We start from the raw sequence: 24602 nt of genomic DNA, 5'->3' as shown, positions 1-24602 counted from the left end.
GAGCGCCCCAATTCCGGCAGATGTGGCCCAAAGGCCGGACATCTTATTCTTCGGCAGCTGCTTCTGCGGCTTCGGCTGCTTTTGCAGCTTTGGCTTCGGCGCGGTCCACGGCTGCTTTGCCGGGGGTGCCTTTTTTCGGGTTGTTGCGCTCTTTCTTGGCGACAACACCGGCAGCTTCCAGGAAGCGGGCCACACGGTCGGTCGGCTGTGCGCCTTGGCCCAGCCAGTACTGCACGCGCTCCATGTCCAGTTTTACGCGCTCTTCGCTGTCTTTCGGCAGCAGCGGGTTGTAGGTGCCCAGCTTCTCGATGAAGCGGCCATCGCGTGCCATGCGGCTGTCAGCAGCCACAACGCGGTAGAACGGGCGTTTTTTCGAGCCGCCACGGGCCAGACGGATTTTCATTGCCATTGTTAAGGTCTCCTTTGATGGCGTTGACCGGGGCATTCCCGGTTATTTCTGGTATTCACGGAACCGGCAGATCAGGCCTGATGCTTCCGGTGGTGTTGGATCACTTCCTGAATGATGAATTGCAGAAAGCTTTTAGCGAATTCGGGGTCCAGATCGGCCTGTTGGGCCAGCTCTTCCAGACGGGCGATTTGTTTGGCTTCGCGGTCCGGGTCCGAGGGCGGCAGGTCATGGGTGGCCTTCAGCTTGCCCACGGCCTGCGTGTGCTTGAACCGTTCCCCCAGCGTATAGACAAGGATGGCGTCCAGACGGTCGATGCTTTCGCGGTGTTCTTTCAGCACCTCGGCGGCGCGGGTTACAGCGTCAGTCAATGGGCATCCCTTTCGGTTTGAACAGCGGATCGGCGTAGTTGGCGATTTCCATCTGAATCCCGTGGGCCAGCTGGGTGTTGCGCAACTGGTCGCGGGTGGGGTGGCGATAGACGAAATCGTTGCCATCCACGGTGGCGGCAGCGTCGTCGCGTTTCGCGCCCAGACGTTCGGCCAGACGGATCGAATCCAGATTTTTCGGGTCCACATAGGACACCGCAGTTTCCCAGCCCAGCGTGTCATACAGGTATTGGCGCGCGGCGTTGGTGGCCTCCAGCGCGTATCCCTTGCCTGCGGTTTCCGGCCAGATGATCCATGCCAGTTCTGGTTCCGGCCATTTCGCCGGTTTCCAGCCCCCGGCCATGCCCAGCGGTTTGTCCGTTTGCTTGTCGTGGATCATCCACATGCCATAGCCCCGGATCTGCCAATGGCCGATTTCAGCGGCATAGAGCATCCATGTTTCATAATCGTTCAGCGGCCCGCCCATGAAACGGGCGCGATAGCTGGTGAAGGTCGATTTGAAATTCGGGTAATCCTCCGGCTCGGGGCCGCGCAGGATCAGGCGCTGAGTTTCAAGAGTGGGGATGGCTGTCGCAGGCATCAGGCATATGCCTCCACCGAACCGTCAGATTCCAGATCCGTCGGGCTGGGGTGCCGGTACAGCAGATCCTCGCCCATATGGACGTTCTGATATTTGCGTTCAAACCATGCGCCCAGCCGTTCCGCCAGCGCAATCGAACGATCATTCCCCGGCACGATATTCGAGGTTAGCGTGCTGAACCCCAGCCCATCAGCCGCATAGGCCCATTCGCGGGCGCGCAAGGCGGCCTCATAGGCGATGCCCTTGCCCTCGAACCCGTCGAACACCACCCAGCCCAGTTCCGGTTCGGGCCAGCCATGTGGGTTCCAGATGCCCGCGATCCCGGCGGCGGCGTTGCTGGCCTTGTCCACGATGGTGAAATAGCCATAGCCGTGAAAATGCCAGTGACCCACGTTCAGCGCGAACCACCGCCATGCGTCGCTGCGATTGTCATAGGCGCCAAAGCCCTCGGCCCGGTCGCGGTCGCACAGGAAATCCATCAGCGGCGCGGCATCGTCATGCAGCGGGCCGCGCAGGATCAGGCGATCGGTTTCCAGAATAGGGGCGTTGGTCAGGGTCATGGATTACTTCTTCTTGCCGAAACCGCTCAGGCCGCCGGGCAGGCCCATGCCGCCGCCCAGACCACCCAGCCCGCCCAAACCGCCGGGCAGTTTGCCGCCCATCGCCTTGGCCGCTGCTTCCAGCGCCTTGGGGTCCATCTGCGACGGGTCCATTCCGGCCATTTCGGCAGGCGCTCCGCCCTTGCCCATCAGGCCCTTCATCGCCTGTTTCAGCATTCCGCCTTTGCCCATCTTGCCCATTTTCTTCATCATGTCGGCCATCTGGCGCTGCATTTTCAGCAGTTTGTTCAGTTCGCTGACTTCCATGCCCGCACCGGCGGCGATCCGCTTTTTGCGGCTGGCCTGCAAAAGCTGCGGGTTGGCGCGTTCCATTTTGGTCATCGACTGGATCAGCGCGATCTGGCGTTTCAGGATTTTGTCGTCGAACCCGGCTTCTTTGACCTGCGCGGCCATTTTGCCCATGCCGGGCATCATGCCCATGATGGATTCCATGCCGCCCATTTTCAGCATCTGTTCAAGCTGCATCTTCAGGTCGTTCATGTTGAACTGACCTTTTTTGAAGCGCTTCATCATCCGCTCGGCCTGTTCGGCCTCGATGGTTTCCTGTGCCCTTTCGACCAGCGCGACAATGTCGCCCATGCCCAGAATACGGCCCGCGACGCGCTCTGGCTCAAAGGTTTCCAGCGCGTCCATCTTTTCGCCAAGACCGACATATTTGATCGGCTTGCCAGTCACGGCCCGCATCGACAGCGCCGCACCGCCGCGCCCATCACCGTCCATCCGGGTCAGGACAACGCCGCTGATCCCGATCTTGGCATCGAATTCCTCGGCCACCTCGACGGCGACCTGACCTGTCAGACCATCAACCACCAGCAGGGTTTCGCGCGGGTTCACCGCATCGCGCACGTCCTGCACTTCTTTCATCAGGGTTTCGTCGATCTGCAACCGGCCAGCGGTGTCCAGCATATAGACGTCATAGCCGCCAAGAGAGGCTTGCGTTTTGGCCCGCTTGGCGATCTGCACCGCGCTTTCGCCGGCCACGATGGGCAGGGTATCCACACCGATTTGCTGACCCAGAACCTGCAACTGCTGCATGGCGGCCGGGCGGTAAATATCCAAAGACGCCAGCAGAACCCGCTTGCCATCGCGTTCTTTCAGGCGTTTGGCCAGCTTACCCGTGGTCGTGGTTTTACCGGACCCCTGCAAGCCGACCATCAGGATCGGCGCGGGGGGGCTGTCCACTTTCAGCGCACCGGGTTCGCCTTCGCCGCGCAGCACGTCCACCAGCGCATCGTGAACGATCTTCACGACCTGCTGGCCGGGAGTGATGGATTTGGTGACGGCCTGGCCGGTGGCCTGTTCCTGTACCTTTTTTACGAAATCGCGGGCCACGGGCAGCGAAACGTCCGCTTCCAGCAGCGCCACGCGCACTTCGCGCAGGGCGGTTTTCACGTCCTCGTCAGACAGTGCGCCCTGTTTCGTCAGGCGGTCAAAGACGCTGCCAAGGCGTTCGGATAGATTTTCAAACATTCCCGCGGCTCCTTTAACCCCGTTTCGATATGGCCTTACAGGTAAGCAAGACCGGCCCAAATGCCAATGTCCCCCGTGGGCGCAACGCGCTGACGGGGGGCGATCCCAGCCTAAGGCATGGGACCGGAAGACATGACGACTCCCGGATTGGTAGGGCGCGTTTAGTCCTGCCCGCGCCCCGAGTCAAGCTAAACCACCATAAAACAAAGGGGCGGCCCGGCTGGACCGCCCCCCGTTGCTGGCGCTGTTGGAAAACCGGAAAACTGTTTACGCGGCCAGCGAAGCAATGCCGTCATTCGCGGATTTCAGCGAAGAGTCGGCGTCAATTGCATAATGATCCGATGCCACCACCTGCATGTCGGTGATCCCGAAGAACCCCAGCATGTGCCGCAGGTAGCCCGAGGCAAAGTCAATGTCCGAACCCAAGCGGGTGCCGTTCGACGAATAGGCCACGATGGCACGGGTGTTTTTCACCAGCCCTTCGGGGCCAGCTTCGGTATAGCGGAAGGTTTCACCGGCGCGGGCCATCTGGTCCAGCCAGCTTTTCAATTGCGAGGGCAGCGAAAAGTTATAGATCGGCAGCCCGATCACCACCACATCGGCGGCTTTCAGTTCTGCAATCAAGGCATCGGACAGCGCGGCGATATCTGCCTGTTCCGGGGTGCGTTGATCTGCGGGGGTATTCACCGCCACCAGCCAATTGGCATCGGTCACAGGCAGCGGGTTCGCACCCAGATCGCGGGTGGTTACTTCGGCATCGGGATGGGCCGCCACCACGCGGGCCATGATGTCATCGGTCAGTTGGCGGGAAATCGAACCTTCGGTTTTGATGCTGGAATCGATACGCAGAATTTTGGTCATTGTTTGGGTCCACTTCGGGGTGTTGCTGTTTTCTGTCATCACAGATATCTCTTGCGTGGGCGAACGCAATCCGCCCAATTTCACAGTGAATGTTTGTCAGTGCACATATGTGGGGAATGGAATGGATAACTGGGACGAGATTCGCACGGCCTATCAGGTTGCGCGTATGGGAACCGTCAGCGGGGCCGCCGATGTGCTGGGCGTGCATCATGCCACGGTTATCCGCCACATCGACGCGCTGGAATCGCGGCTGGGGGTAAAACTGTTTCAGCGCCATGCGCGCGGCTATACCCCGACCGAAGCCGGGCAGGATTTGCTGCGGGTTGCGCAGGGGGCGGACGATCAGTTCAGCCAACTGGCCGGGCGGATCAAGGGCCGTGGGCAGGATGTTTCGGGCGAATTGGTGATTACATCGCTACCGGCGCTGGCGCCGCTGATGCTGCCGGTCTTGGCGGATTTTCGGCGCGACTATCCTGATGTGGTTGTCCGCTATCTGACTGGCGAACGCGTGTTCCGGCTGGAATACGGCGAGGCACATGTTGCCATCCGCGCGGGCAGCGCCCCGCAAGACCCCGATAACGTGGTGCAGCCGATGCTGCGTCAGCGCATCGGGCTGTATGCCGCCGCCAGCTATGTCGAACGCAAGGGCGTGCCGCAAGGCCCCGAGGAATACCCGCAGCACGAGTTTATCGGATCAGACAACCGTGATACTCGTGTTCCGTTTCATCGCTGGCTATGGGACGCGGTGCCGCCCGAAAACATTATTTTCCGCAGCACAGATTTGCGGGCCAATTCCCTTGCCGTGCTGGAAGGTATCGGCATCGGATTCCTGAATCGGTGGGAGGCTGAACAACATGACGGGTTGGTGGAAATATGCCCCCCGCATGACGATTGGGGGTCGCCGCTTTGGCTGGTGACACATATGGCGTTGCACCGCACCACCAAGGTTCAGGCGTTTCTGAATTTCCTCAAAGATCGCGCTAAGGGCTGGAACTGATATGAATCCGGCAATGCGGGGCCATGCGGCCATGTTGCTCTTTTCGGCGCTGGTGGCCGGATCGTTTTCGCTGGGCGTTCTGGCCGCGCCGCATATCGCACCCACGGCGTTGAATTCAGTGCGCTTTGCCATTGCCGGGGTGTTGGTCGGGGTTGCGGCCCTTGCAACCACCGGCATCCCGCGCAGCGCATTGCACGCCCCCTGGCGCTATTTTGCACTGGGCGGCATCTTTGCCATCTATTTCGTGCTGATGTTTGAAGGTCTGAAAACAGCGCAACCCGTTTCGGCGGCGGCGGTGTTTACCCTGACCCCGATCATGACCGCCATCGCGGGCTATGTGATGCTGCGCCAGATCACGACCCGCTGGATGGCGGCGGCGCTGGCCATTGGCGGGGCTGGGGCGGTCTGGGTGATTTTCCGCGCCGATCTGGGGGCGCTGCTGAATTTCCACATGGGCACGGGCGAGGTGATTTATTTCTGGGGATGCGTCGCCCATGCGATTTATACGCCGATGGTGCGCAAGCTGAACCGGGGTGAACCCGCCGTGGTCTTTACCTTTGGGATGCTGGTCGCGTGTTGGATTGTGATTACCCTGTGGGGGTGGAATGACATTCGCGCGACGGATTGGGCCAACCTGCCCGGTATTGTCTGGGTGACGATCCTGTATGTCGCTATCTTTGCCAGCGCCGTGACCTTCGTGTTGCTGCAATACGCATCGCTGCGCCTGCCTTCGGCCAAGGTGATGGCTTATACCTATCTGACGCCCAGTTGGGTGCTGGTCTGGGAATTTCTGATGGGCCACGGCACCCCGCCCGCGCTGGTGCTGATTGGCGTGGCGCTAAGCGTTGTGGCGCTGACGATGTTGCTGAAAGGTGACCGCTAAGGCGCGGTCAACCGCGTTCAGTCCTGTGTCGGGGCAATGTCCAGCTCGGATTGCAGAAACCGTTCAAAGGCGTCCAGATTCACCGCCTCGAACTGGCCGAAGCTTTGCATCCATATACTTGCCTCGCGCAGCGCGTCGGGTTCCAGCTTGCACCATTTGACCCGCCCGCGTTTGTCCTGACTGATCAGCCCGGCGTTCGCCAGAATGGTCAGGTGCTTTGAAATCGCCGCCAGCGACATCTCGAACGGTTCGGCCACATCCGTTACGGCCATGTCATCCTCCAGCAGCATGGACAGGATCGCCCGCCGGGTCGGGTCGGCCAGCGCGGCAAAAATCGTGTCCAGATCGACAGCAGGGGTCATGGGTCGGGATGCCTTTCCTTGTTCCGGCTTTCATAAAGATAAACCGACAGGTTGAATATGCAAAATCGCCATCGGTTGCGCTAACAACCCAAATGGCGTGCGCTCCACTTGATTTCATCTTGCAAAAAATACTCAAAATTCCAACGGCTTAGCGTGTGGTTTCCTTTTGGGAATGGGCGCTTGACTCAGGTCGCGCTGCACCGTAGCAAGTGCCCATTCGTCCCAAGGGGGTTTTGCGCGTGACCGATCCCGACCAGCAACGCGATATGGAGCGTCTGGAAGCCCGGATCGCAGCGGCAAAAGCTGCCCAGTCCCCGAAGCCCCGCGCGGACGAACACTATTCGATGGCCAATCAGGCATGGCGGATGGTGATTGAACTGGTTGCCGGTCTGGGGATCGGCTTTGGCATAGGATACGGGCTGGATGGCCTGTTCGGGACGATCCCGATCTTCCTTGTCATTTTCACATTGCTGGGCCTTGCGGCGGGGATACAGACGATGATCCGAACCGCGAAAGAGGTCCAAGAGACAAATCTGGCCGCAGAGGCCAAGAAGAACGAGAGGGTATGAACGTGGCGACTGAAGCGCATGGTGCCGAAAGCGGCGGTCTGGTTTTCCACCCGATGGACCAGTTCATTGTGAAGCCGCTGTTCGGCGGTGACACGATTGCATGGTACACCATCACCAACGTGACCCTGTGGATGGCGCTGGCCGTCGTCGCGATCATCGCCATGATGGTTCTGGGTACGTCGCGCCGCGCGATTGTTCCTTCGCGCAGCCAGTCGGTTGGCGAACTGGCCTATGGTTTCATCTATAAAATGGTCGAAGATGTCGCTGGCAAAGATGCCGTGAAATTCTTCCCCTATATCATGACCCTGTTCATGTTCATCGTCTTCGCCAACTTCCTTGGCCTGCTGCCGATGAGCTTCACCACCACATCGCATTTCGCTGTGACCGTGGTTCTGGCGCTGCTAGTGTTCCTGACGGTGACCATCACGGGCTTTGTGAAAAACGGCGCGGGTTTCCTTGGCCTGTTCTGGGTGTCGTCGGCTCCGCTGGCGCTGCGCCCGATCTTGGCCATCATCGAACTGATCTCGTACTTCGTCCGTCCCGTCAGCCACAGCATTCGTCTTGCTGGCAACGTGATGGCAGGCCACGCCGTGATCAAGGTTTTCGCGGGCTTCGCAGCCATTGCTGCCGTCAGCCCGGTTTCGGTGGTCGCGATCACCGCAATGTACGGTCTGGAGGTTCTGGTGGCCTTCATTCAGGCCTACGTGTTCACCATTCTGACCTGCGTGTACCTGAAGGATGCGCTGCATCCGTCGCACTAAGGTCCGACACTCAACCCTACTTATACTAACTTCCAATCGTAAGGAGATACATCATGGAAGGCGATCTGGCACACATCGGCGCAGGCCTGGCAGCAATCGGTTCGGGCGCAGCCGCTATCGGTGTGGGTAACGTTGCAGGTAACTACCTGGCAGGCGCACTGCGCAACCCGTCGGCAGCTGCTTCGCAGACTGCAACCCTGTTCATCGGCATCGCATTCGCAGAAGCTCTGGGGATCTTCTCGTTCCTCGTCGCTCTGCTGCTGATGTTCGCCGTCTAATCCTTACGGAACACATCCTTACGGCCGGGTGGGCGCAGTCGCGTCTGCCCGGTGTAACCGGAAGTTCCCAAGGAGGACGACATGGCGACTGAAACGCACGAAGCCGCAGGTCACGCCGCTGAGGCCGCTGCACCCGGCATGCCGCAGTTGGACTTTACGAACTGGGGCAACCAGATTTTCTGGCTTCTGGTCACGCTGGTCGTGATCTATTTCGTCCTGTCGCGCATCGCGCTGCCCCGCATTGCTGCGGTTCTGGCCGAGCGTCAGGGGACAATCACGAACGACATCGCCGCAGCCGAAGAGCTGAAGGCGAAGGCGGTCGAAGCTGAAGGCGCTTATAACAAGGCGCTGGCCGATGCCCGTGCAGAAGCGCAGCGCATCGTCGCCGAAACCAAGGCCGAAATTCAGGCCGATCTGGACGCCGCGACCGCTAAGGCCGACGCCGAGATCGCCGCGAAAGTGGCCGAAGGTGAAAAGGCCATTGCCGCAATCCGTGCGAATGCACTGGAAAGCGTCAAAGTCGTGGCCAAGGACACCACCGCTGAAATCGTCGCTGCCTTGGGTGGCGAAGCTGATGCGAACACTGTGGACGCGGCTGTTGCTGCCCGGATCAAGGGATAAGGGATATGCGTAAACTTGCTACTCTTCTGGCCCTGACCGCCGCAAGCCCGGCTTTTGCTGCCTCGGGTCCGTTCTTTTCGCTGCACAACACGAACTTCATCGTGACGCTGGCCTTCATCCTGTTCATTCTGGTGCTGATGTACTTCAAAGTACCCGGCATGTTGGGCAAGATGCTGGACAAGCGGGCCGAGGACATCAAGTCTGAACTGGACGAAGCCCGCACCCTGCGCGAAGAAGCACAGGCGTTGCTGGCCTCTTACGAGCGTAAGCACAAAGAGGTTCAGGATCAGGCCGACCGTATCGTAGCCCACGCCAAGGAAGAGGCCGCACTGGCCGCTGAGCAGGCAAAGGCCGATCTGCAAAAAAGCATCGCGCGCCGCGTGAAAGCTGCCGAGGAGCAGATCGCTTCGGCAGAGGCTTCCGCAGTCCGCGATGTTCGTGATCAGGCTATTGCTATCGCCATTGGCGCAGCAAATGACGTGATCGCGCAGCAGATGACTGCGGCGGAAGGCAACAAACTGATTGATGCTGCCATCGCCGAAGTGAACGCGAAGCTGCACTGATCTTTGGGATATTCCCGAACAAAAAACCCGCGCTTTGGCGCGGGTTTTTTCGTTTGACGGAACGGTTTATCGCGCCTTTTCGTGTTGGAATCGTTGCAGGGCTATTTTTTCGTTTTGTTCCGCCTTCTGCTGATCGGTCAGCGATGCTTTTACATAATCCAGATGCGCCTCGACCGCCGCGCGGGCGCCTGCGGGGTCGCGGGCTTGCAAGGCCACGTTGATCGCCCGGTGTTGATTCAGCAGGGTGTCCCGCGTGGTGCGTTGTTTGAACATGACCTGACGATTGTAAAACACGCCTTCGCGCAGCAGTTGGTACATGGAGCGCATCATATGCAGCATGATCACGTTATGGCTGGCTTCGATAATTGCCAGATGGAAATCCGCATCCAGTCGCGCCTCGTCCCCCGGATCGCGTTTTGAATGGGCGGTTTCCATCTTGTCGAAAATGGTTTGGATCACTTTCAGATCCGTGTCCGAGGCCAGCCGGGTCGCCCGTTCTGCGGCCAATCCTTCCATGTCGCGCCGGAACGAAATGTAATCGAACACCGCTTCGTCATGGGCGGCGAACAGTTTGACCAGCGCATCGGAAAAGGCCGATCCCAACACATCCGCCACATATATCCCGGCCCCGGCCTTGGATGTCAGCAAACCCTTGTTTTGTAGTTCCGCAATCGCCTCGCGCAGGGACGGGCGCGACACGCCCAGCCGGTCAGACAATTCCCGTTCAGACGGCAGCCGTTCACCGGGGCGCAGGATGCCACGCAGGATCAGCAATTCGATCTGCCGGGTGACGGCGGCAGACAGCTTTTCGGGTTGGACTTTCTGAAAGGGCATATTTCACGCTCGTTTTGGTCAAATCATATGACCACAGCCGCAAACTGACAAGCGCAGAGCTGCGCATAAAACCGAACGGAAAAGCGAAGGCACGCTTCTCCATGACCAGCGAAATAACGACAGGGGCTTGCGCGGCACCGGATGCTGGGGCATGTGCGGCAGGAGTTGGCAGAAAGGTGCGACAGATGGATTACAGCAAAATGGGCGGGGCGCGTCCGGGATCGAATAAGCCGCGCCATAAGGAACACAACGAACCGGGGACGACAAAAACGCCCTATGGCAAGAAGCCGGTGAAGGCCGATCTGCTGGAACGGATGAAGCAAGCCGCTGAAAAGAAGGCCAAGTAACCCGTCCGCGTCTACAGGGTTTTGGCCATGAACAGGCTGGCGGGGTGTAAACCATACGCCCCAAAGGGACCGCATTCGCGATAGCCCAGCTTGTGATACAGCTTGACGGCGGCAACCAGCTTGTCCCCGGTTTCCAGCTTTACCGATGGCAAACCCAAGGCGGTTGCGTGTGTTTCCAGTGCCGACATCAAGGCGTGGGCTGCGCCGGTTCCCCGTGCGTTTGGTGTGACGAACAGGCGCTTCACCTCGCCATATGTGCCGCAATCCACCAGTGCGACACAGCCCAGCGGGGTTGTCCCGCTTCGTGCCACCCAAAAGGTGATGTTCGGCGCATCCAGTTCCCGTGCGGTGAAGGTGAAACATTCGTCCGCGCTGTAAACCGCCCGCAGCGCCTGCTCTGATCCGGCTATCAGGTCATGGGCATCCTGTGTTTGCGGGCTTTCTGCGGTAATGGTCAGCGGCATTGGTACGGGTCCGGTTGGTGGCTTTTGTCTTTGTGGGCTGTGCCCGTGCCGGGGTCAAGCCGCGCTGATCGGCGGATTTTTGCAATATCTTGTGGATAAGTTATTGCTTTCTGCCATATCCGGGGGCTTCGCGTTGACACGGGGGGCCAAGGCGTCACAGGATCAGGGCCAGCTTGGAATCACGGGATCAGACCGCCTTTGTATTTCACGAAACTCAGACTGTCCGGCTTCAAAAGCTTCGTGGACCCGACGGACCTTTTGATCAAAGAAGGGCTGACCGGGGTCGTGGGGCCGAATGGCTGTGGCAAGTCGAACCTGCTGGAGGCGCTGCGCTGGGTGATGGGTGAAAACCGTCCCACCGCTATGCGCGGTGGCGGGATGGAGGACGTGATTTTTGCCGGTGCTGCAACCCGTTCGGCCCGCAATTATGCCGAGGTGTCGCTGGTCATCGACAATTCCGACCGCCTGGCCCCGGCTGGGTTCAACGATGACGATCAGCTTGAAATCGTGCGGCGGATCACTCGTGACGTTGGCAGTGCCTATAAGGTCAACGCCAAGGACGTGCGGGCGCGTGACGTGCAGATGTTGTTCGCCGATGCCTCGACCGGGGCGCATTCCCCGGCGCTGGTGCGGCAGGGGCAGATTTCCGAACTGATCAACGCCAAGCCGAAAAACCGCCGCCGCATTCTGGAAGAAGCCGCCGGGATTTCCGGCCTGTACCAACGGCGGCACGAGGCCGAACTGAAGCTGAAAGGTGCCGAGCAAAATCTGGCGCGGGTCGATGATGTGGTCGAACAATTGGCCGGACAGTTGGCGCAGTTGGAGCGGCAGGCCCGGCAGGCCGCGCGGTATCGGGCGATTGGCGAAGAACTGCGCCGCGCCGAAGGGATGTTGCTGTACCGCCGCTGGCGCGAGGCTGACGAGGCGCGATTGGTGGCTGAGGCGGAACTGCGTGAACGGGTTACGGCTGCGGCGACTGCGGAAACCACCGCCCGCAAGGCCGAGGCGCTGCGGGTCGAACTGGACGATGCCCTGCCGCCGCTGCGCGAGGAAGAAGCGATTGCCGCTGCCGTATTGCAGCGGCTTCAGGTGCAGCGCGATGCCCTGACGGATCAGGAAGCCCGCGCCGTGCAGGCGATTGAAACGCTGCGCAACCGGATCGTGCAACTGGCCCGCGATATTGAACGCGAGGCGGGGCTGAACCGTGACGCGGGCGAAATGATCGAGCGGCTGGAATGGGAAGCGCGAGAGCTGCTCAAGGCGGGCGAAGGCCATGCCGAGAAGCTGGAAGCCGCAGCAGATGCTTCGCACGAGGCGGCAGCGGTGTTGCAGGACCGCGAGGCGGATTTGTCCGAACGCACCGAAGATGTGGCGCGTTTGGCGGCCCGTCACCAATCTGCCCACCGGATGCTGGAAGACAGCCGCAAAACCCTGTCCCGCGCCGAAGGGGAAGCGGTGAAAGCCCGCGATGCCGTGGCCGCCGCGCAAGAGGCGCTGGACGCTGCGGCGATTGAATTTGAAGCCGCGCAAGAGCAAGAGGCGATTGCGGTGGAAACCGCCGCCCATGCCGAAGAAACCCTGATCGAGGCCGAGGCAGCGCGGGCCGACACCCAAGCCCGCGAAGCCGATGTCCGGGCCGAGCGGTCCGAGGCCGAGGGCGAATTGAACGCCCTGCGGGCCGAGGTGACGGCGCTGGCCAAGCTGTTGCAGCGCGACACCGCCGAAGGCGGACAGATCATGGACCGCTTGCAGGTGGAGCAGGGCTTTGAAAAAGCCCTTGGCGCGGCGCTGGCCGATGATTTGCGCGCCCCCGAGGTGGACGAAGACGGGCCTTCAGGCTGGGCGGTTCTGCCGGATTATGACGAAACCCAGCCGCTGCCGGGCGGTGTAACGGCACTGTCGGCGCATGTGTCGGTGCCGGACGTGCTGGCGCGGCGGATGGCACAGATCGGTCTGGTCGAGGCCGAAGATGCCTTGCGGTTGCAACCGCTGCTGAAACCCGGTCAGCGGTTGGTCAGTCTGGAAGGCGACCTGTGGCGTTGGGATGGCTATCGGGCGTGGGCCGAAGATGCGCCATCGGCAGCCGCGCTGCGGTTGCAGCAGTTGAACCGCTTGGAAGAACTGAAGCAGCAGATGGAACAGGCCACTGCCCGCGCCGATGCTGCGCGGCAGGCGCATGATGCGCTGGCGGATCGGCTGACTCATCTGACCCATGCAGATCAGGCCGCGCGGCAGGCGCGGCGCGATGCGGATCGTCTGGTGAACGAAGCCAATCGCAAGCTAAGCCGGGCCGAGGCGGATCGGAACCTGTCGCAATCAAAGCTAGAGGCGTTGGGCCTGTCGGTGTCGCGCCACGAAGAAGACGCGATGGAAGCGCGGGCGCGGGTGTCCGAGGCGCAGCGGGGCGTGGACGATCTGGACGATCTGGACGCTGCACGCGCGTCGGTCGAAGATGTGAAAATGACGGTCGAGGCCGCGCGGATCATGATGATGTCGCGCCGATCTGCCCATGATGAATTGCGCCGCGAGGGCGAAGCCCGCCTGCGCCGGTCGCAGGAAGTGACTAAGGAACTAAGCGGTTGGCGGCACCGGCTGGAAACGGCCTCGACCCGCAGCACCGAACTGGAAGAGCGTAAGGCCGCATCTGAAGACGAGTTGATGGAGGCCAGCGCCGTCCCCGAAGAAATCGCGATTCAGCGCGAAGAATTGGGCGAGGCGATTGAAAAAGCCGAAGAGCGCCGCCGGGTCGCTGCGGATAAGCTGGCCGAGGCGGAAACCGCAGGGCGTGCCGCGGAACAGGCGGAACGCGATGCCGAACGGCAGGCCAGCGAAGCCCGCGAAGCACGGGCGCGATCCGAAGCGCGGGCCGATGCTGCGCGGGAAACCGTGGCAGTGGCGGTCGAGCGGATTTCAGAAGAACAAGAGGTCAGCCCGGCGCAACTGCTGGAAACGCTGGGTGCGGACCCCGAGTCGATGCCTGCCTCGGACGCGATTGAGGCGGATGTGAACCGGCTGAAACGCCAGCGCGACGCATTGGGCGCAGTGAACCTGCGGGCCGAAGAGGACGCGCAAGAGGTGCGGGCCGAACATGGCACGCTGCTGACTGAAAAGGCGGATCTGGAGGAGGCGATCAAGGCGCTGCGTCAGGGTATCGCCAGCCTGAACCGGGAAGGGCGCGAAAGGCTGCTGACCGCGTTTGAACAGGTGAACGGCAATTTCAGCACCTTGTTCCGGCACCTGTTCGGCGGGGGCGAGGCCAATCTGGTTTTGGTGGAATCCGATGACCCGCTGGAGGCCGGTCTGGAAATCATGTGCCAGCCGCCGGGCAAGAAACTGTCCACCCTGTCGCTGCTGTCGGGTGGAGAACAGACCTTGACCGCGATGGCGCTGATCTTTGCGGTGTTCCTTGCCAATCCCGCCCCGATCTGTGTGCTGGACGAGGTAGATGCGCCGCTGGACGATGCCAACGTGACGCGGTTCTGCGATTTGCTGGATGAAATGTGCCGCCGCACCGATACGCGGTTCCTGATCATCACGCACCATGCCGTGACAATGGCCCGTATGGATCGCCTGTTCGGCGTGACCATGCAGGAACAAGGCGTCAGTCAGTTGGTATCTGTCGATCTGAAAAAGGCAGAACAGTTGGTGGCGTGACGGCAGGGCCGCTTGTCACCGCTACGCGGCAACATCGCCCCGCCCGCCGTCCCGCAATCAGAGTTTCACCAAATGATCCGTTTGGCGCAAAACGCCATCCTGCACGATCTTGCACAGCAATCCGCGCAGCCGTAGGTGAACGTTTTCGCGTTCGGTGATCCAGTCCTTTGCGGCATTGCCATAGCGGGCTTTCCATTTCACGCAGGCGTCATTGAAGACGTCTGATACCTCTAGCACGGCGGTGCCTGCTTGCAGGCGGCTGCCGATGGGCAGATTGCCGTAGGAACAATCCAGATCAGCCACGATGGGATCGCCGGGGTGGGGTTGGGCGTCACGGTCCAGCCAGACCGCATCCAGAACACGGGTCGGCAGGATGGAAACCTGAATGCGCGGATCGGGCGACCCATCCGGCAATTTCATCCACGGGGCGCTCAGCCAGCGGTCGCCGGGGATGCCCTGATCAACGGTCAGGGGCAGTTCCGTCAGAAATTCGCGTTGGCCAAAGCCGGGGCGGCGACAGAGCGATGCAATCGGTGCATTATCTGTGGGGGCGGCACGAACGTGATCCAGTGCGGTGCGCAGTTGGGCGGTGGTGGCTTGCATCAGAGTTTCCCCAGTAGTTCAGTGGTGGGCCATGCGTCGGCGGGCAGGCCCAGATGTTTCTGTTCGATCTGGACGGCCTTGCGGGTGTTGGCCCCCAATATCCCGTCCACCTTGCCGACATGATGGCCGCGCGCTTCCAGTTTGCGCTGAAGCTGTTTCATTTGCGCCCCGGACAGGCCCGGATCGGGATTGCCCGCATCAAAGACCGGCGCGCCCATCAGGCGCGTGGCGAAATACCCGGCGGTCAACACATAGGTAAAGCTTTGGTTCCATTCAAAATAGACATGGAAATTCGGATAGGCTAGAAAAGCCGGGCCTTTGTGCCCCTGTGGCAGGATCACGGAACCGGGTAGATTGGCGGCCCATTGCCCCGTGCGGGGGTGGATGCCCATTGCTTCCCATTGTGACAGGGGCAGGGTGGTGTCGATGCCGGTTTTAGACCAATCCATGTTGGCGGGAACGGTGATTTCCTGCAACCACGGTTGTCCAGCCTTCCAGCCCAGATGTTTCAGCATCTTTGCGCCCGACAGCAGCGCATCGGGGGCCGAGCTTTTCAGGCGGACATGCCCATCCCCATCGCCATCAACGCCATTGTCCAGAATATCCTGTGGCAGCATTTGCACCATGCCGATTTCCCCGGCCCACGCGCCGGTGGTGGTGGCCGGGTCAAAATCGCCGTGTTTGTACAATTCCAGCGCGGCGAAAACCTGTGGGCGGAACAGGTGGGGGCGGCGGCAGTCATGGGCCAGTGTGACCAGCGCGTTCAGGGTGTTGAAATCCCCCTGAAACGCGCCGTAATCGGTTTCAAAGGCCCAAAAGGCCAGTAGCACGCCCCGCGATACGCCATAGTCACGTTCGACACGGTTAAAAACGGCATCGTATTTTTTGGCGTTGGACAGGCCGCGTTTCATCCGGTCGTTGGAAATCAGGCGGCGGGCAAAGGTGGTGAAATCCAGTTGAAACACACCTTGGGCGCGGTCGGCTTTTAGCACGGCGCCATCTTGGCGGGTGCCGGAAAAGAAGCGTTTGACGGTGGCTGCATCATGCCCCTTGGCGCGGGCTTCGTCGGCCAAACCCTGTACAAACCCCGAAAAACTGCCGCCGCACGTCGGCGCGGCCAACGCTGTCGTGGCTGAAAAAAGCAGGGCGGCAAGAGGCAGGCAAAGTTTCATGAAATCCTCGGGGGTTTTGAAATGGTTTGGGCAAAGCCTAACAGGAAGCAAAGGCGGTGCGAAGATCAGAAACCCATCTTCAGAGCAGACACCCTAAAAGCCCCAGAACCAACCCACCCGCCAGCGCAAGCGCCCATGCCCGCCAGAGTGCAGAAACAGCGGCGTCGATCTGGTGCGGGCCGGGATGATGGTTGCCCAGCGGATGCACCCAAGGATGGTCCTGCATTTGCCCGTTATAGGAACGCGGGCCGGACAGTGCCACGTTCAGGGCGCGGGCCATTGCGGCCTCGGGCCAGCCTGCATTCGGGGAACGGTGCTGGCGTGCCTCGGCCCGGATGGCGGGCCAGTCGCGCAGGACGTGATGGGGCAGGGCGATCAGCAGGGCAGTCAGGCGGGCCGGGATCAGGTTCAGCAGGTCATCCAATCGGGCGGCGGCCCAGCCGAATTCTGCGTGGCGCGGGGTGCGGTGGCCAATCATGCTGTCGGCTGTATTGGTGATTTTATACAGCAGCAGCCCCGGAAGTCCGCCGATCAGAAACCAGAAGGCCGGGGCAATCACCCCGTCTGACAGGTTTTCCGCAGCGGATTCAATAGCGGCGCGGGTTACGGCAGGGCCATCCATTTCTGCGGTATCGCGCCCGACGATCATCGCAACGGCGCGGCGGCCATCACCAACGGACAGGCGCAGCGCATCGCCGACGGCCTGCACATGCTGAACCAAGGAGCGTTGGGCCAAAAGGATTGCAGCGATCAGGATTTCAATGACAGGACCAAGGAAGGACAAAGCCTCTCCCAGAAGGAGTGCGCCAGCCGCCAGAGCTGTCATCACCCCGACACCACGCAGCAGGCGAAAGGGGCCAGTGTTAAACCGATCATCGCACCACGCAATTGCGCGTCCCATCAAGATGGCTGGATGCGGTAGACGATCCCACAGCCATTTGGGTTCCCCCAAAGCGGCGTCCAGTAACATGGCAAAGAAAAGGGTCATAGCGCGGCCTCCAGTCTGGGCCAGTGCTGTGGGGCGGGCAGGCCCAGCCGCAGCAGGTGGTGGGAATAGGGAAATATGCGGGTCCAGATATGGTGGCGGGCCAGTCGGTCCTGCCATTGGGCGGCATTGTCGACATGGTACAGCCGAAACAGCGGTGTGCCGCCATGCAGCGCGGCCCCCGCGTCGGTCATCAGGCGGTCCAGCCTGTCTGCGTCGGTCGTCAGGCGCAGGCGGGTGGTGTTTGCCCATTCGGTATCTTGCAGGGCTTGGGTGCCAATGTGCAGGGCCGGGCCGGATACTGGCCACGGCCCCATCATTTGCGCCAGCCTGTTGATGTCATCGGGGTGGCCAATGGCAAATCCCAGCCGCAACCCGGCCAGCCCCCAGAATTTTCCGAAACTTTTCAGAATGATCAGACCGGGGCGGGGCGTTTGGGCAATCATCGACCGATCCGGCGCGATGTCGCAAAAGCTTTCGTCCACTACGGTCAGCGGGGTGGTTAGCATATTGGGGCTGTGCCAGTCGCCTGTGGGATTGTTGGGATGCACCAAAACGCGGGCGTCCGGGGTATCGGTTGCCTGTTGCCACCCGGCTGCCCGAAAGGCGGCCCAATGTTCGTTATATGTGGGCTGGGGGATATCTACCTTGCCCGCAGGGCGCAGCGCGGGAATGCGTGCAATCAGGCCTGATGCGCCGGGGGCCGCCAATACCGTAGCATCGTCCGGGATGTGCCAGAACCGGCGGGCGGCCTGGATCAGCGCGTCTTGTGCCGTTGCATCAGGCAGGGCGGTCCAGCAGTCCGGGGGCAGGGGGCTGATAGGATAGGGAACCGGATTGATGCCGGTTGACAGGTCAATCCAATCCGCCCGGTCGCCCCCGTATTGCGCAGCGGCTGCATCAAGCCCACCACCGTGATCCCGTTTGTCGTTTTGCACCGTTTCGGTTCCCAGTTTGCCGCTTTTGCGGGATTGTTGAACGGATTTCCGCTCAAAGTACAAGCCCCCGCTGAGGCGTTAACCTTTTGTTAGGGAATATGGCTAATTTCTGAATAAGTGCGGTGGGGGGCATCCGGCGCATGAATCGGAGAATAATATGGATGTGTTGATCGTCGAACCCGACCCCGATCTGGGTGGGGTCTGGGCCAATTGCCTGCAACGGCAGGGGGCCAAGGTGACGCTGACCCATACTCAGGATCAGGCGTTGGCTTTTCTGCACGCTCATCCGGTTCAGGTGATCGTGTTAAATCTGGTGCTGGGACAGGGCAGTGCCTTTGCCATTGCGGATTATGCCAACTATCGCCATCCGAATGCGCGCGTGATGTTCGTGACGAATACCAGCTTTTTCTCTGACGGGTCGATTTTCCAGCTTGTTTCTAACACCTGCGCATTCCTGCCCACGAACGTCCCGCCCGAGGATCTGGCGGCAATGGTGGAACATTACGGATCGCGCGCCTAAGTAGGGTCAGCCGCGCCCGTGCGGGGCAGTATAGTCGATTTGCGGATTGATCGGGATAATCCGGTGCGGGTTAATCGTGCTGTGGCTAAAATGATAGTGGCGCACGATATGGTCCAGATGTACCGTTTCCGATACGCCGGGCCATTGATACAATTCCCGCGTATAGGCCCAAAGATTGGGGTAATCCACGATCCGGCGGCGGTTGCATTTGAAATGCAGATGATAGACCGGATCGAAGCGGATCAAGGTTGGGAACAGTCGCCAATCGGCCTCGGTGATCGTATCGCCCAACAGATAGCGGTTTCTGGTCAGATGGGATTCCAGCCAGTCCAGCGTATCAAACAGGGGATGCACAGCCGCATCATAGGCGGCTTGGGTGGTGGCAAAGCCGGATTTGTAAACGCCATTGTTCACGGTGTCGTATATGCGGGCATTCAACCTGTCGATCTGTGGGCGCAGTTCGGCGGGGTAGAAATCCTGCATATCCCCCGTCAGCCCGTTAAAGGCGCTGTTAAACATGCGGATGATTTCGGCGCTTTCGTTAGATACGATGGTGTTGCGTCGCGTGTCCCACAAAACCGGCACCGTGACCCGGCCTGAAATATCCGGTTGGGCGCGAGTGTACAGATCGCGTAGAAACGGCAAGCGGTGCAGTGTGTCCCCGGTTGCGCCCGGAAAATCTGTATCGAAGGTCCAGCCATCCTCAAGCATGTCGGGATGGACGACGGAAACCGCTATGTGATCCCGAAGCCCCTTCAGCGCCCGGAAAATCAGGGTGCGATGCGCCCAAGGGCAGGCGTATGAGACATAGAGGTGATACCGACCGCTTTCAGCGACAAAGCCGTCTTTGCCAGTGGGGCCGGGGCGTCCGTCTGGGGTGACCCAGTTTCGGAAACTGGTATTCGAGCGAACAAATGCGCCGCCGGTTTTCGTGGTGTCATATCCACCAACCTGCCATTTTCCGTGTTCCAGATAACCCATGATCGTCCTCCTGCTGCGCTTGTGTAGCGAAGCGGGCGGCGTGGGGAAACCGCTGCCGCCGCGCAGGGCCAGTGCATCGCTGCACATGCAGCCGATTCTGTGTCTTTAGAAGGGGTTGGCCGATGCGAGGCCGGGGGCGATGCGATCACAAGCCTTGTGGATAAGGCGCTGCCACATGCTGCGTTGCGTCATAAAAGCATAACTTGACGTGAGGCATTCCCGCGTCATGCTAAAAGCAGGAAACGCGAACCGGAGAAGGGAGCCGGGACCATGACAACCTATGTGTCAAAGGAATTGCAGGCCGGATTGGATGCTGTGCGGACGGTGAATTTGAAACGGTCCAGCCGGATGATGGTCGAGGCAAACGGCAAAGCATTTCGGGTGCTACGTTTCTGGGATACGGGATTCGCGCTGGATATGGCGGACGCCCCCAATTTGCGCGGCTTTGTCGATCTGTATGAGCGGGGCTTTCATCTGTATCAATGTCTTATCGTCGCCTCGGCCGAGGAGGGTGGACAGATGATTTACGAATTCAAGCGATTGACCGCAGTCCATACAAAAGCGCCGCTGGATTTTGTCATGGATCACCCGGATGTTTCTGGGCTGCTGGAAGAGCGTTTCCTGTAAGCTGTTCCAGATATAGAGACGATAAAAGCGCCCCGATCAGGGCGCTATTGTTTTTTCTGCATCATGTGGCGTTTATTGCAAATCGGCAAAGGCCGCCTGCATCCGATCCACTGCCTGTTCCACCACCGTGCGCGGGGTCGCCAGATTGAAGCGCAGGAAATTGTCGCCACCCGATCCAAAGGTCGGCCCGTGGTTCACGGCGATTTTTGCGCCTTTTTCAACGCGGTCAGTGAATTCTTCGCGGCTCATGCCAGTTCCGGCGAAATCGACCCATGCCAGATAAGTTGCCTCTAGCGGCATGGATTTCAGTCCGGGGATAGCATTGATCCCGGCGTCGAAAATCTGGCGGTTCCCATCCAGATAGGTGACAAGGTCATCCACCCAAGCCGCGCCTTCGGGGGAATAGGCCGCTTCGGCCATATGCAGCCCGAACGAATTGGGCGACAGGCCCAGCCCCATCATCCGCGCCCCGAATTTCTGGCGCAGTTCAGGGTTGGGTATGATCACATTGCCGGAATGGCTGCCTGCAATGTTAAAGGTCTTTGTGGTTGCCGTCATCATGATCAGCCGATCCTCGATCCCGTTGATCAGCGCCATCGGGGTATGCTGTGCGCCGGGGAATACCAGATCGTGATGAATTTCATCCGAGACAAGGATCAGGTCGTGGCGTTTGGCAAAGGCGGCCACGCCGTCCAGTTCTGCACGCGTCCAGACACGCCCGCCGGGGTTATGCGGCGAACACAGAATCATCATTTTTTCGGACCCGTCCAGTTGCGCATCCCACGCGTCGAAATCCATTTCGTAGCGACCGTCGTTATTGATCAGATCGCACTCCACCACGCGGCGGTTGTTGGCGCGGATCACCTTGGCAAAGGCATGGTAGACCGGCGTCATCAAAACCACCCCGTTGCCGGGTTGGGTGAAGGTGTCGACACACATCGCGGTGCCATTCACCAGCCCATGAGTGGTAAAGATTGCCTCGGGGTCGAGGGTCCAGCCATGCCGGTTCTGCATCCACCAGCAAATCGCGGCGCGATAGCTGCTATCGTCACCGTAATAGCCGTAAATGCCATGTTCGTGCATTTTCCCAATCGCATCCTGAACGCATTGCGGCGCACGGAAATCCATATCGGCAACCCACATCGCGATGCCTTCGCTTGCAGGGACGCCATACAGATTTTCCATCATGTCCCATTTCACGGAATGGCTGCCAGTGCGGTTGATGATTTCGTCAAACTTCATTGGGATCTCCTTAGGGTCGGCTTGTGGGCAGCCTATGCGGATTGTTGTGGGGTGGACAAGCAAGACTTGTGATGGGAGTATTTTTCACATATTTTATCAATACGGAAGATAATTCCGTATATTAATTATAATATGGGAAATTTATCTGATTTATGTCGATAAATCGGGATAATGTGACTTTTAGCGTATTGCCCTTGTGGAGAGTGCAAAATTTTGGCCCATTGCGCGGGCTGTGACCATATCCTAAATCCTCGAATATGATACGTCCGATCCTGATCCATCCCGATCCCCGCCTGAAAAAGGTCTGTGCTGCTGTGCCAGACCTGTCTGATGATTTGCGTACATTGGCTGACGACATGTTGGAAACCATGTATGACGCGCCGGGCGTTGGTTTGGCGGCGCCGCAAATCGGTGTGCTGGATCGCCTGATCGTGCTGGATTGCGTGAAAGAACAGGGCGAAACCCCGCGACCGTTGATCATGTTCAACCCCGAGGTGGTCGCTGCGTCGGATCAGACCAGCGTTTATGAAGAAGGCTGCCTGTCCATCCCCGAGCAATACGCCGAAGTGACCCGCCCAGCCGAAGTGACCGTGAAATGGATCGACCGGAACGGTAAAGAGCAGCAAGAAGATTTTGCAGGTCTGTGGGCGACATGTGTTCAGCACGAAATCGACCATTTGAACGGCAAGCTGTTCATTGATTATCTGAAACCGCTGAAGCGCCAGATGATCACCCGCAAAATGCAGAAATTGAAACGCGAACGGGCGCGGACATGAGCATTCTGCCAATCCTGAAATGGCCCGATCCCCGTTTGTCGCAGGTCTGTGCCCCAGTCGGGGACGAGGATGTTTCGGATTTGGCGGCGGCGATGTTGGAAACCATGTATGATGCGCCGGGGCGCGGGCTGGCAGCCCCGCAGGTTGGCGTCATGAAGCGCATGTTTGTGATGGACTGCGGCTGGAAAGAGGGCAACCCAACGCCCGAGGTTTGTATAAACCCGGAAATCATATCCCTGTCCGCGGAAACTGCGACAGGAGAAGAAGGCTGCCTGTCGATCCCGAATGCGCCGGTTGAGGTTGAGCGCCCGGTATCTGTGCTGCTGCGTTGGCGGGGTTTGGATGGCGCAATGATCCGGCGCGAATTGACCGGGTTCGAGGCGCGTTGCGCCTTGCATGAATATGACCATCTGGACGGGTGTGTGATCTTTGACCGGATCGGGGATAGCGATCGCGCCCGTATCGAAGGCGCTTATCTGGAGGCGCAGAAATGACCGTTCGGAAATGTATCCCCTGGCCGGACAAGCGGCTGCGTACCGTGGCCGATCCGGTTGAGATGATTACCGATGAAACAAGGGCAATCTGGGCCGATATGATCGACACGATGGAAGCCATGCCCGGTGTCGGGCTGGCTGCGGTGCAGATCGGCGTCATGCAGCGCCTGGCCGTTGTGGATGCGTCCGAAGCGCGCGGGCAGGCGGTGCGCATGGCGAATCCCGAAGTGCTGCATTCCAGCGTTCAGTTCCGTCCCCATGACGAGGCCAGCCCGAACCTGCCCGGCGTCCACGCCCGGATCGAACGGCCCCGCGCGGTGACGGTCCGATTTCTGAACGAGGCAGGAGAGGTTGAAGAGCGGGATTTTGTTGGGCTGTGGGCGACCAGCGTTCAGCATCAGATCGACCATCTGAATGGCAAGATGTATTTTGATCATCTGTCGAAGATGAAGCGCGACATGCTGATCCGTAAGGCGCGGAAATTCCGGTAAGGCGGGGATTGCAAAATTCGTACAAAGAATTTTGACCGGAAAATTTGAAATTTTCCGGGCCTCCGGCGGGAGTATTGGCAATCAGAAAGAAGCCGGTGGGGATCATTTGTGACTGCGTTGCCAAGGGGGACTGCCTTGGGCCTGTAAGGGGTCGCGCGTTAGCTATTACCGTCGCGGAAATCCAGACCCATTTCGGAATAACGTTCAGCTTCTTCCTGCCAGTTTTCGCGGACTTTTACCTGAAGGAACAAGTGGATACGGCGGCCAAGGAAGTCTTCCAGTTCTTGCCGCGCGGCTTGGCTGACTGCTTTGATCGTTTCGCCACGCTTGCCCAGAACGATGCCTTTGTGGCCATCCCGGCTGACATAGACGACCTGATCAATCCGGGCCGACCCATCCTTGCGCTCTTCCCATTTCTCGGTTTCGACGGTCAACTGATAGGGCAATTCCTGATGCAGGCGCAGGGTCAGCTTTTCGCGGGTGATTTCGGCGGCGATCATGCGCAGGGGCAAATCGGCGATCTGGTCTTCGGGATAGAGCCACGGACCTTCGGGCATTTCGCCTGCCAGCCATTCGCGCAGATCATCCACGCCATAGCCGCGTTCCGCCGAAATCATAAAGGTTTTGGCAAAGGTGAACCGTTCGTTCAGGGATTGTGACAGCGCCAGCAGAACCTCGGCCTTGACCCGGTCGATTTTGTTGATGGCCAGCGCGATGGTGCGGCCCTGACCCAGATCGCCCAACCCGTCCAGAATGCGTTCTACCCCTTCGGTGATCCCGCGATGGGCTTCGACCAGCAGGACGATCACATCGGCATCTGCGGCCCCGCCCCATGCGGCGGCAACCATTGCCCGGTCCAGACGGCGGCGCGGGGTGAACAGGCCGGGAGTGTCCACGAACACCAATTGCGCGTCGCCTTCCAGCGCGACGCCGCGAATGCGGGCGCGGGTGGTTTGCACCTTATGCGTTACGATCGAAACCTTCGCCCCGACCATGCGATTGGTCAATGTGGATTTACCGGCATTCGGTTCGCCAATCAGGGCAACAAAGCCCGCGCGCGTGGTCATAGGTGTCTCTCCATGCATCAAGCTCTGGCTCTTAGCGGAAAACGGAA

General features: G+C 59.8%; 30 protein-coding genes. 14 read left to right on the top strand and 16 right to left on the bottom strand.

The annotated features are described in order from the left end of the window. Window positions 1–43: 43 nt before the first annotated feature. The 6 genes from rpsP to FN828_RS12590 all read right to left on the bottom strand — a co-directional run bounded on the left by rpsP (window position 44) and on the right by FN828_RS12590 (window position 4326). The gene (rpsP, locus tag FN828_RS12615) at window positions 44–409 is read right to left on the bottom strand and encodes a 30S ribosomal protein S16 (RefSeq protein ID WP_142493837.1); all 366 of its coding nucleotides are present in this window, start codon (window positions 407–409) and stop codon (window positions 44–46) included. A 71-nt stretch (window positions 410–480) separates the two neighbouring features. Further along, the gene (locus tag FN828_RS12610) at window positions 481–777 is read right to left on the bottom strand and encodes a chorismate mutase (RefSeq protein ID WP_235891478.1); all 297 of its coding nucleotides are present in this window, start codon (window positions 775–777) and stop codon (window positions 481–483) included. Then, the gene (locus tag FN828_RS20875) at window positions 770–1375 is read right to left on the bottom strand and encodes a GNAT family N-acetyltransferase (protein WP_142493835.1); all 606 of its coding nucleotides are present in this window, start codon (window positions 1373–1375) and stop codon (window positions 770–772) included. The genes FN828_RS12610 and FN828_RS20875 overlap by 8 nt, the downstream gene beginning before the upstream one ends. Beyond that, window positions 1375–1935, bottom strand: a complete 561-nt coding sequence (locus FN828_RS12600; protein WP_142493834.1) for a GNAT family N-acetyltransferase — start codon at window positions 1933–1935, stop codon at window positions 1375–1377. Before FN828_RS12600 ends, FN828_RS20875 begins: the two co-directional genes overlap by 1 nt. 3 nt (window positions 1936–1938) lie before the next feature. Beyond that, complete coding sequence (ffh, locus tag FN828_RS12595; protein WP_142493833.1) at window positions 1939–3465, bottom strand: signal recognition particle protein; 1527 nt, start codon at window positions 3463–3465, stop codon at window positions 1939–1941. 267 nt (window positions 3466–3732) lie between these two features. Then, a complete protein-coding gene (locus tag FN828_RS12590; RefSeq protein ID WP_142493832.1) occupies window positions 3733–4326 on the bottom strand; it encodes an FMN-dependent NADH-azoreductase in 594 nt (197 codons plus the stop codon). A gap of 121 nt (window positions 4327–4447) precedes the next feature. Here FN828_RS12590 and FN828_RS12585 point away from each other — a divergent pair, with 121 nt between their 5' ends. Continuing rightward, entirely contained in the window at window positions 4448–5323 is an 876-nt protein-coding gene (locus tag FN828_RS12585; RefSeq protein ID WP_142493831.1) for a LysR family transcriptional regulator, read from the top strand. Window position 5324: 1 nt separating this feature from the next. Continuing rightward, a complete protein-coding gene (locus tag FN828_RS12580) occupies window positions 5325–6206 on the top strand; it encodes a DMT family transporter (protein ID WP_142493830.1) in 882 nt (293 codons plus the stop codon). A 17-nt stretch (window positions 6207–6223) separates the two neighbouring features. On the opposite strand, the gene FN828_RS12575 is transcribed toward FN828_RS12580, so the two are convergent. After that, the gene (locus FN828_RS12575; RefSeq protein ID WP_142493829.1) at window positions 6224–6568 is read right to left on the bottom strand and encodes an ArsR/SmtB family transcription factor; all 345 of its coding nucleotides are present in this window, start codon (window positions 6566–6568) and stop codon (window positions 6224–6226) included. Window positions 6569–6807: 239 nt separating this feature from the next. Between FN828_RS12575 and FN828_RS12570 the strand changes: the two genes are divergently transcribed. The 5 genes from FN828_RS12570 (at window position 6808) to FN828_RS12550 (ending at window position 9360) form a co-directional block, all read left to right on the top strand. Next, window positions 6808–7137 carry an AtpZ/AtpI family protein gene (locus FN828_RS12570; RefSeq protein ID WP_142493828.1) on the top strand — a complete coding sequence of 110 codons (330 nt, stop codon included), beginning with the start codon at window positions 6808–6810 and terminating at the stop codon, window positions 7135–7137. After that, window positions 7134–7898 (top strand): F0F1 ATP synthase subunit A, encoded by a 765-nt coding sequence (locus FN828_RS12565; protein WP_142493827.1) that lies wholly within the window; start codon window positions 7134–7136, stop codon window positions 7896–7898. Before FN828_RS12570 ends, FN828_RS12565 begins: the two co-directional genes overlap by 4 nt. 53 nt (window positions 7899–7951) lie before the next feature. Then, entirely contained in the window at window positions 7952–8176 is a 225-nt protein-coding gene (locus tag FN828_RS12560; protein WP_136340256.1) for a F0F1 ATP synthase subunit C, read from the top strand. Window positions 8177–8257: 81 nt separating this feature from the next. Continuing rightward, entirely contained in the window at window positions 8258–8797 is a 540-nt protein-coding gene (locus FN828_RS12555; protein WP_142493826.1) for a F0F1 ATP synthase subunit B', read from the top strand. Between the two features lie 5 nt (window positions 8798–8802). Next, complete coding sequence (locus FN828_RS12550) at window positions 8803–9360, top strand: F0F1 ATP synthase subunit B (protein ID WP_142493825.1); 558 nt, start codon at window positions 8803–8805, stop codon at window positions 9358–9360. 66 nt (window positions 9361–9426) lie between these two features. Here the strand turns inward: FN828_RS12550 and FN828_RS12545 are convergent, their stop codons facing one another. After that, on the bottom strand, window positions 9427–10194 hold the full coding sequence (locus tag FN828_RS12545; protein ID WP_142493824.1) for a FadR/GntR family transcriptional regulator: 768 nt from the start codon (window positions 10192–10194) through the stop codon (window positions 9427–9429). A gap of 185 nt (window positions 10195–10379) precedes the next feature. Between FN828_RS12545 and FN828_RS20540 the strand changes: the two genes are divergently transcribed. Further along, window positions 10380–10541 (top strand): hypothetical protein, encoded by a 162-nt coding sequence (locus tag FN828_RS20540; RefSeq protein WP_185959013.1) that lies wholly within the window; start codon window positions 10380–10382, stop codon window positions 10539–10541. 11 nt (window positions 10542–10552) lie between these two features. Here the strand turns inward: FN828_RS20540 and FN828_RS12540 are convergent, their stop codons facing one another. Continuing rightward, window positions 10553–11005: a GNAT family N-acetyltransferase gene (locus FN828_RS12540; RefSeq protein WP_142493823.1), complete on the bottom strand. Its 453-nt coding sequence runs from the start codon at window positions 11003–11005 to the stop codon at window positions 10553–10555. A gap of 198 nt (window positions 11006–11203) precedes the next feature. Here FN828_RS12540 and smc point away from each other — a divergent pair, with 198 nt between their 5' ends. Next, window positions 11204–14659, top strand: coding sequence for a chromosome segregation protein SMC (smc, locus tag FN828_RS12535; protein WP_142493822.1), 3456 nt, complete (start codon window positions 11204–11206; stop codon window positions 14657–14659). Window positions 14660–14716: 57 nt separating this feature from the next. On the opposite strand, the gene FN828_RS12530 is transcribed toward smc, so the two are convergent. From FN828_RS12530 to cobD, 4 genes are all read right to left on the bottom strand, one after another. Beyond that, window positions 14717–15262 carry an MOSC domain-containing protein gene (locus FN828_RS12530; RefSeq protein WP_142493821.1) on the bottom strand — a complete coding sequence of 182 codons (546 nt, stop codon included), beginning with the start codon at window positions 15260–15262 and terminating at the stop codon, window positions 14717–14719. Then, on the bottom strand, window positions 15262–16434 hold the full coding sequence (locus FN828_RS12525) for a lytic murein transglycosylase (protein ID WP_142493820.1): 1173 nt from the start codon (window positions 16432–16434) through the stop codon (window positions 15262–15264). Before FN828_RS12525 ends, FN828_RS12530 begins: the two co-directional genes overlap by 1 nt. Window positions 16435–16513: 79 nt before the next feature. After that, window positions 16514–17422 (bottom strand): adenosylcobinamide-phosphate synthase CbiB, encoded by a 909-nt coding sequence (gene cbiB, locus FN828_RS12520; RefSeq protein ID WP_142493819.1) that lies wholly within the window; start codon window positions 17420–17422, stop codon window positions 16514–16516. Then, entirely contained in the window at window positions 17419–18357 is a 939-nt protein-coding gene (gene cobD, locus FN828_RS12515) for a threonine-phosphate decarboxylase CobD (RefSeq protein ID WP_142493818.1), read from the bottom strand. The genes cbiB and cobD overlap by 4 nt, the downstream gene beginning before the upstream one ends. 157 nt (window positions 18358–18514) lie before the next feature. On the opposite strand from cobD, the gene FN828_RS12510 reads away from it, so the two are divergent. After that, window positions 18515–18877, top strand: coding sequence for a DNA-binding transcriptional response regulator (locus FN828_RS12510; protein ID WP_142493817.1), 363 nt, complete (start codon window positions 18515–18517; stop codon window positions 18875–18877). Window positions 18878–18883: 6 nt separating this feature from the next. On the opposite strand, the gene FN828_RS12505 is transcribed toward FN828_RS12510, so the two are convergent. Then, window positions 18884–19858 carry a glutathione S-transferase family protein gene (locus FN828_RS12505; protein ID WP_142493816.1) on the bottom strand — a complete coding sequence of 325 codons (975 nt, stop codon included), beginning with the start codon at window positions 19856–19858 and terminating at the stop codon, window positions 18884–18886. A gap of 270 nt (window positions 19859–20128) precedes the next feature. Here FN828_RS12505 and FN828_RS12500 point away from each other — a divergent pair, with 270 nt between their 5' ends. Further along, a complete protein-coding gene (locus FN828_RS12500; RefSeq protein WP_142493815.1) occupies window positions 20129–20485 on the top strand; it encodes a hypothetical protein in 357 nt (118 codons plus the stop codon). A gap of 72 nt (window positions 20486–20557) precedes the next feature. On the opposite strand, the gene FN828_RS12495 is transcribed toward FN828_RS12500, so the two are convergent. Further along, entirely contained in the window at window positions 20558–21727 is a 1170-nt protein-coding gene (locus FN828_RS12495) for a MalY/PatB family protein (protein WP_142493814.1), read from the bottom strand. A 257-nt stretch (window positions 21728–21984) separates the two neighbouring features. Here FN828_RS12495 and def (FN828_RS12490) point away from each other — a divergent pair, with 257 nt between their 5' ends. Genes def (FN828_RS12490) through def (FN828_RS12480) form a run of 3 tightly spaced genes read left to right on the top strand, consistent with a single transcriptional unit; the run spans window position 21985 to window position 23488 of the window. Continuing rightward, entirely contained in the window at window positions 21985–22503 is a 519-nt protein-coding gene (gene def / locus FN828_RS12490; RefSeq protein WP_142493813.1) for a peptide deformylase, read from the top strand. Beyond that, window positions 22500–22997, top strand: a complete 498-nt coding sequence (gene def / locus FN828_RS12485) for a peptide deformylase (protein ID WP_142493812.1) — start codon at window positions 22500–22502, stop codon at window positions 22995–22997. Before def (FN828_RS12490) ends, def (FN828_RS12485) begins: the two co-directional genes overlap by 4 nt. Continuing rightward, window positions 22994–23488 (top strand): peptide deformylase, encoded by a 495-nt coding sequence (gene def / locus FN828_RS12480; RefSeq protein ID WP_142493811.1) that lies wholly within the window; start codon window positions 22994–22996, stop codon window positions 23486–23488. The genes def (FN828_RS12485) and def (FN828_RS12480) overlap by 4 nt, the downstream gene beginning before the upstream one ends. A 158-nt stretch (window positions 23489–23646) precedes the next feature. Here the strand turns inward: def (FN828_RS12480) and era are convergent, their stop codons facing one another. Continuing rightward, the gene (gene era, locus FN828_RS12475) at window positions 23647–24555 is read right to left on the bottom strand and encodes a GTPase Era (protein WP_142493810.1); all 909 of its coding nucleotides are present in this window, start codon (window positions 24553–24555) and stop codon (window positions 23647–23649) included. Window positions 24556–24602: the final 47 nt, after the last annotated feature.

The sequence above is a fragment of the Thalassovita litoralis genome (assembly GCF_900182725.1).
Taxonomy (GTDB): Bacteria; Pseudomonadota; Alphaproteobacteria; order Rhodobacterales; family Rhodobacteraceae; genus Thalassobius; species Thalassobius litoralis.
Note: the sequence above shows the minus strand (reverse complement) of the source record. Positions and strands in the feature narration are given on the sequence as shown.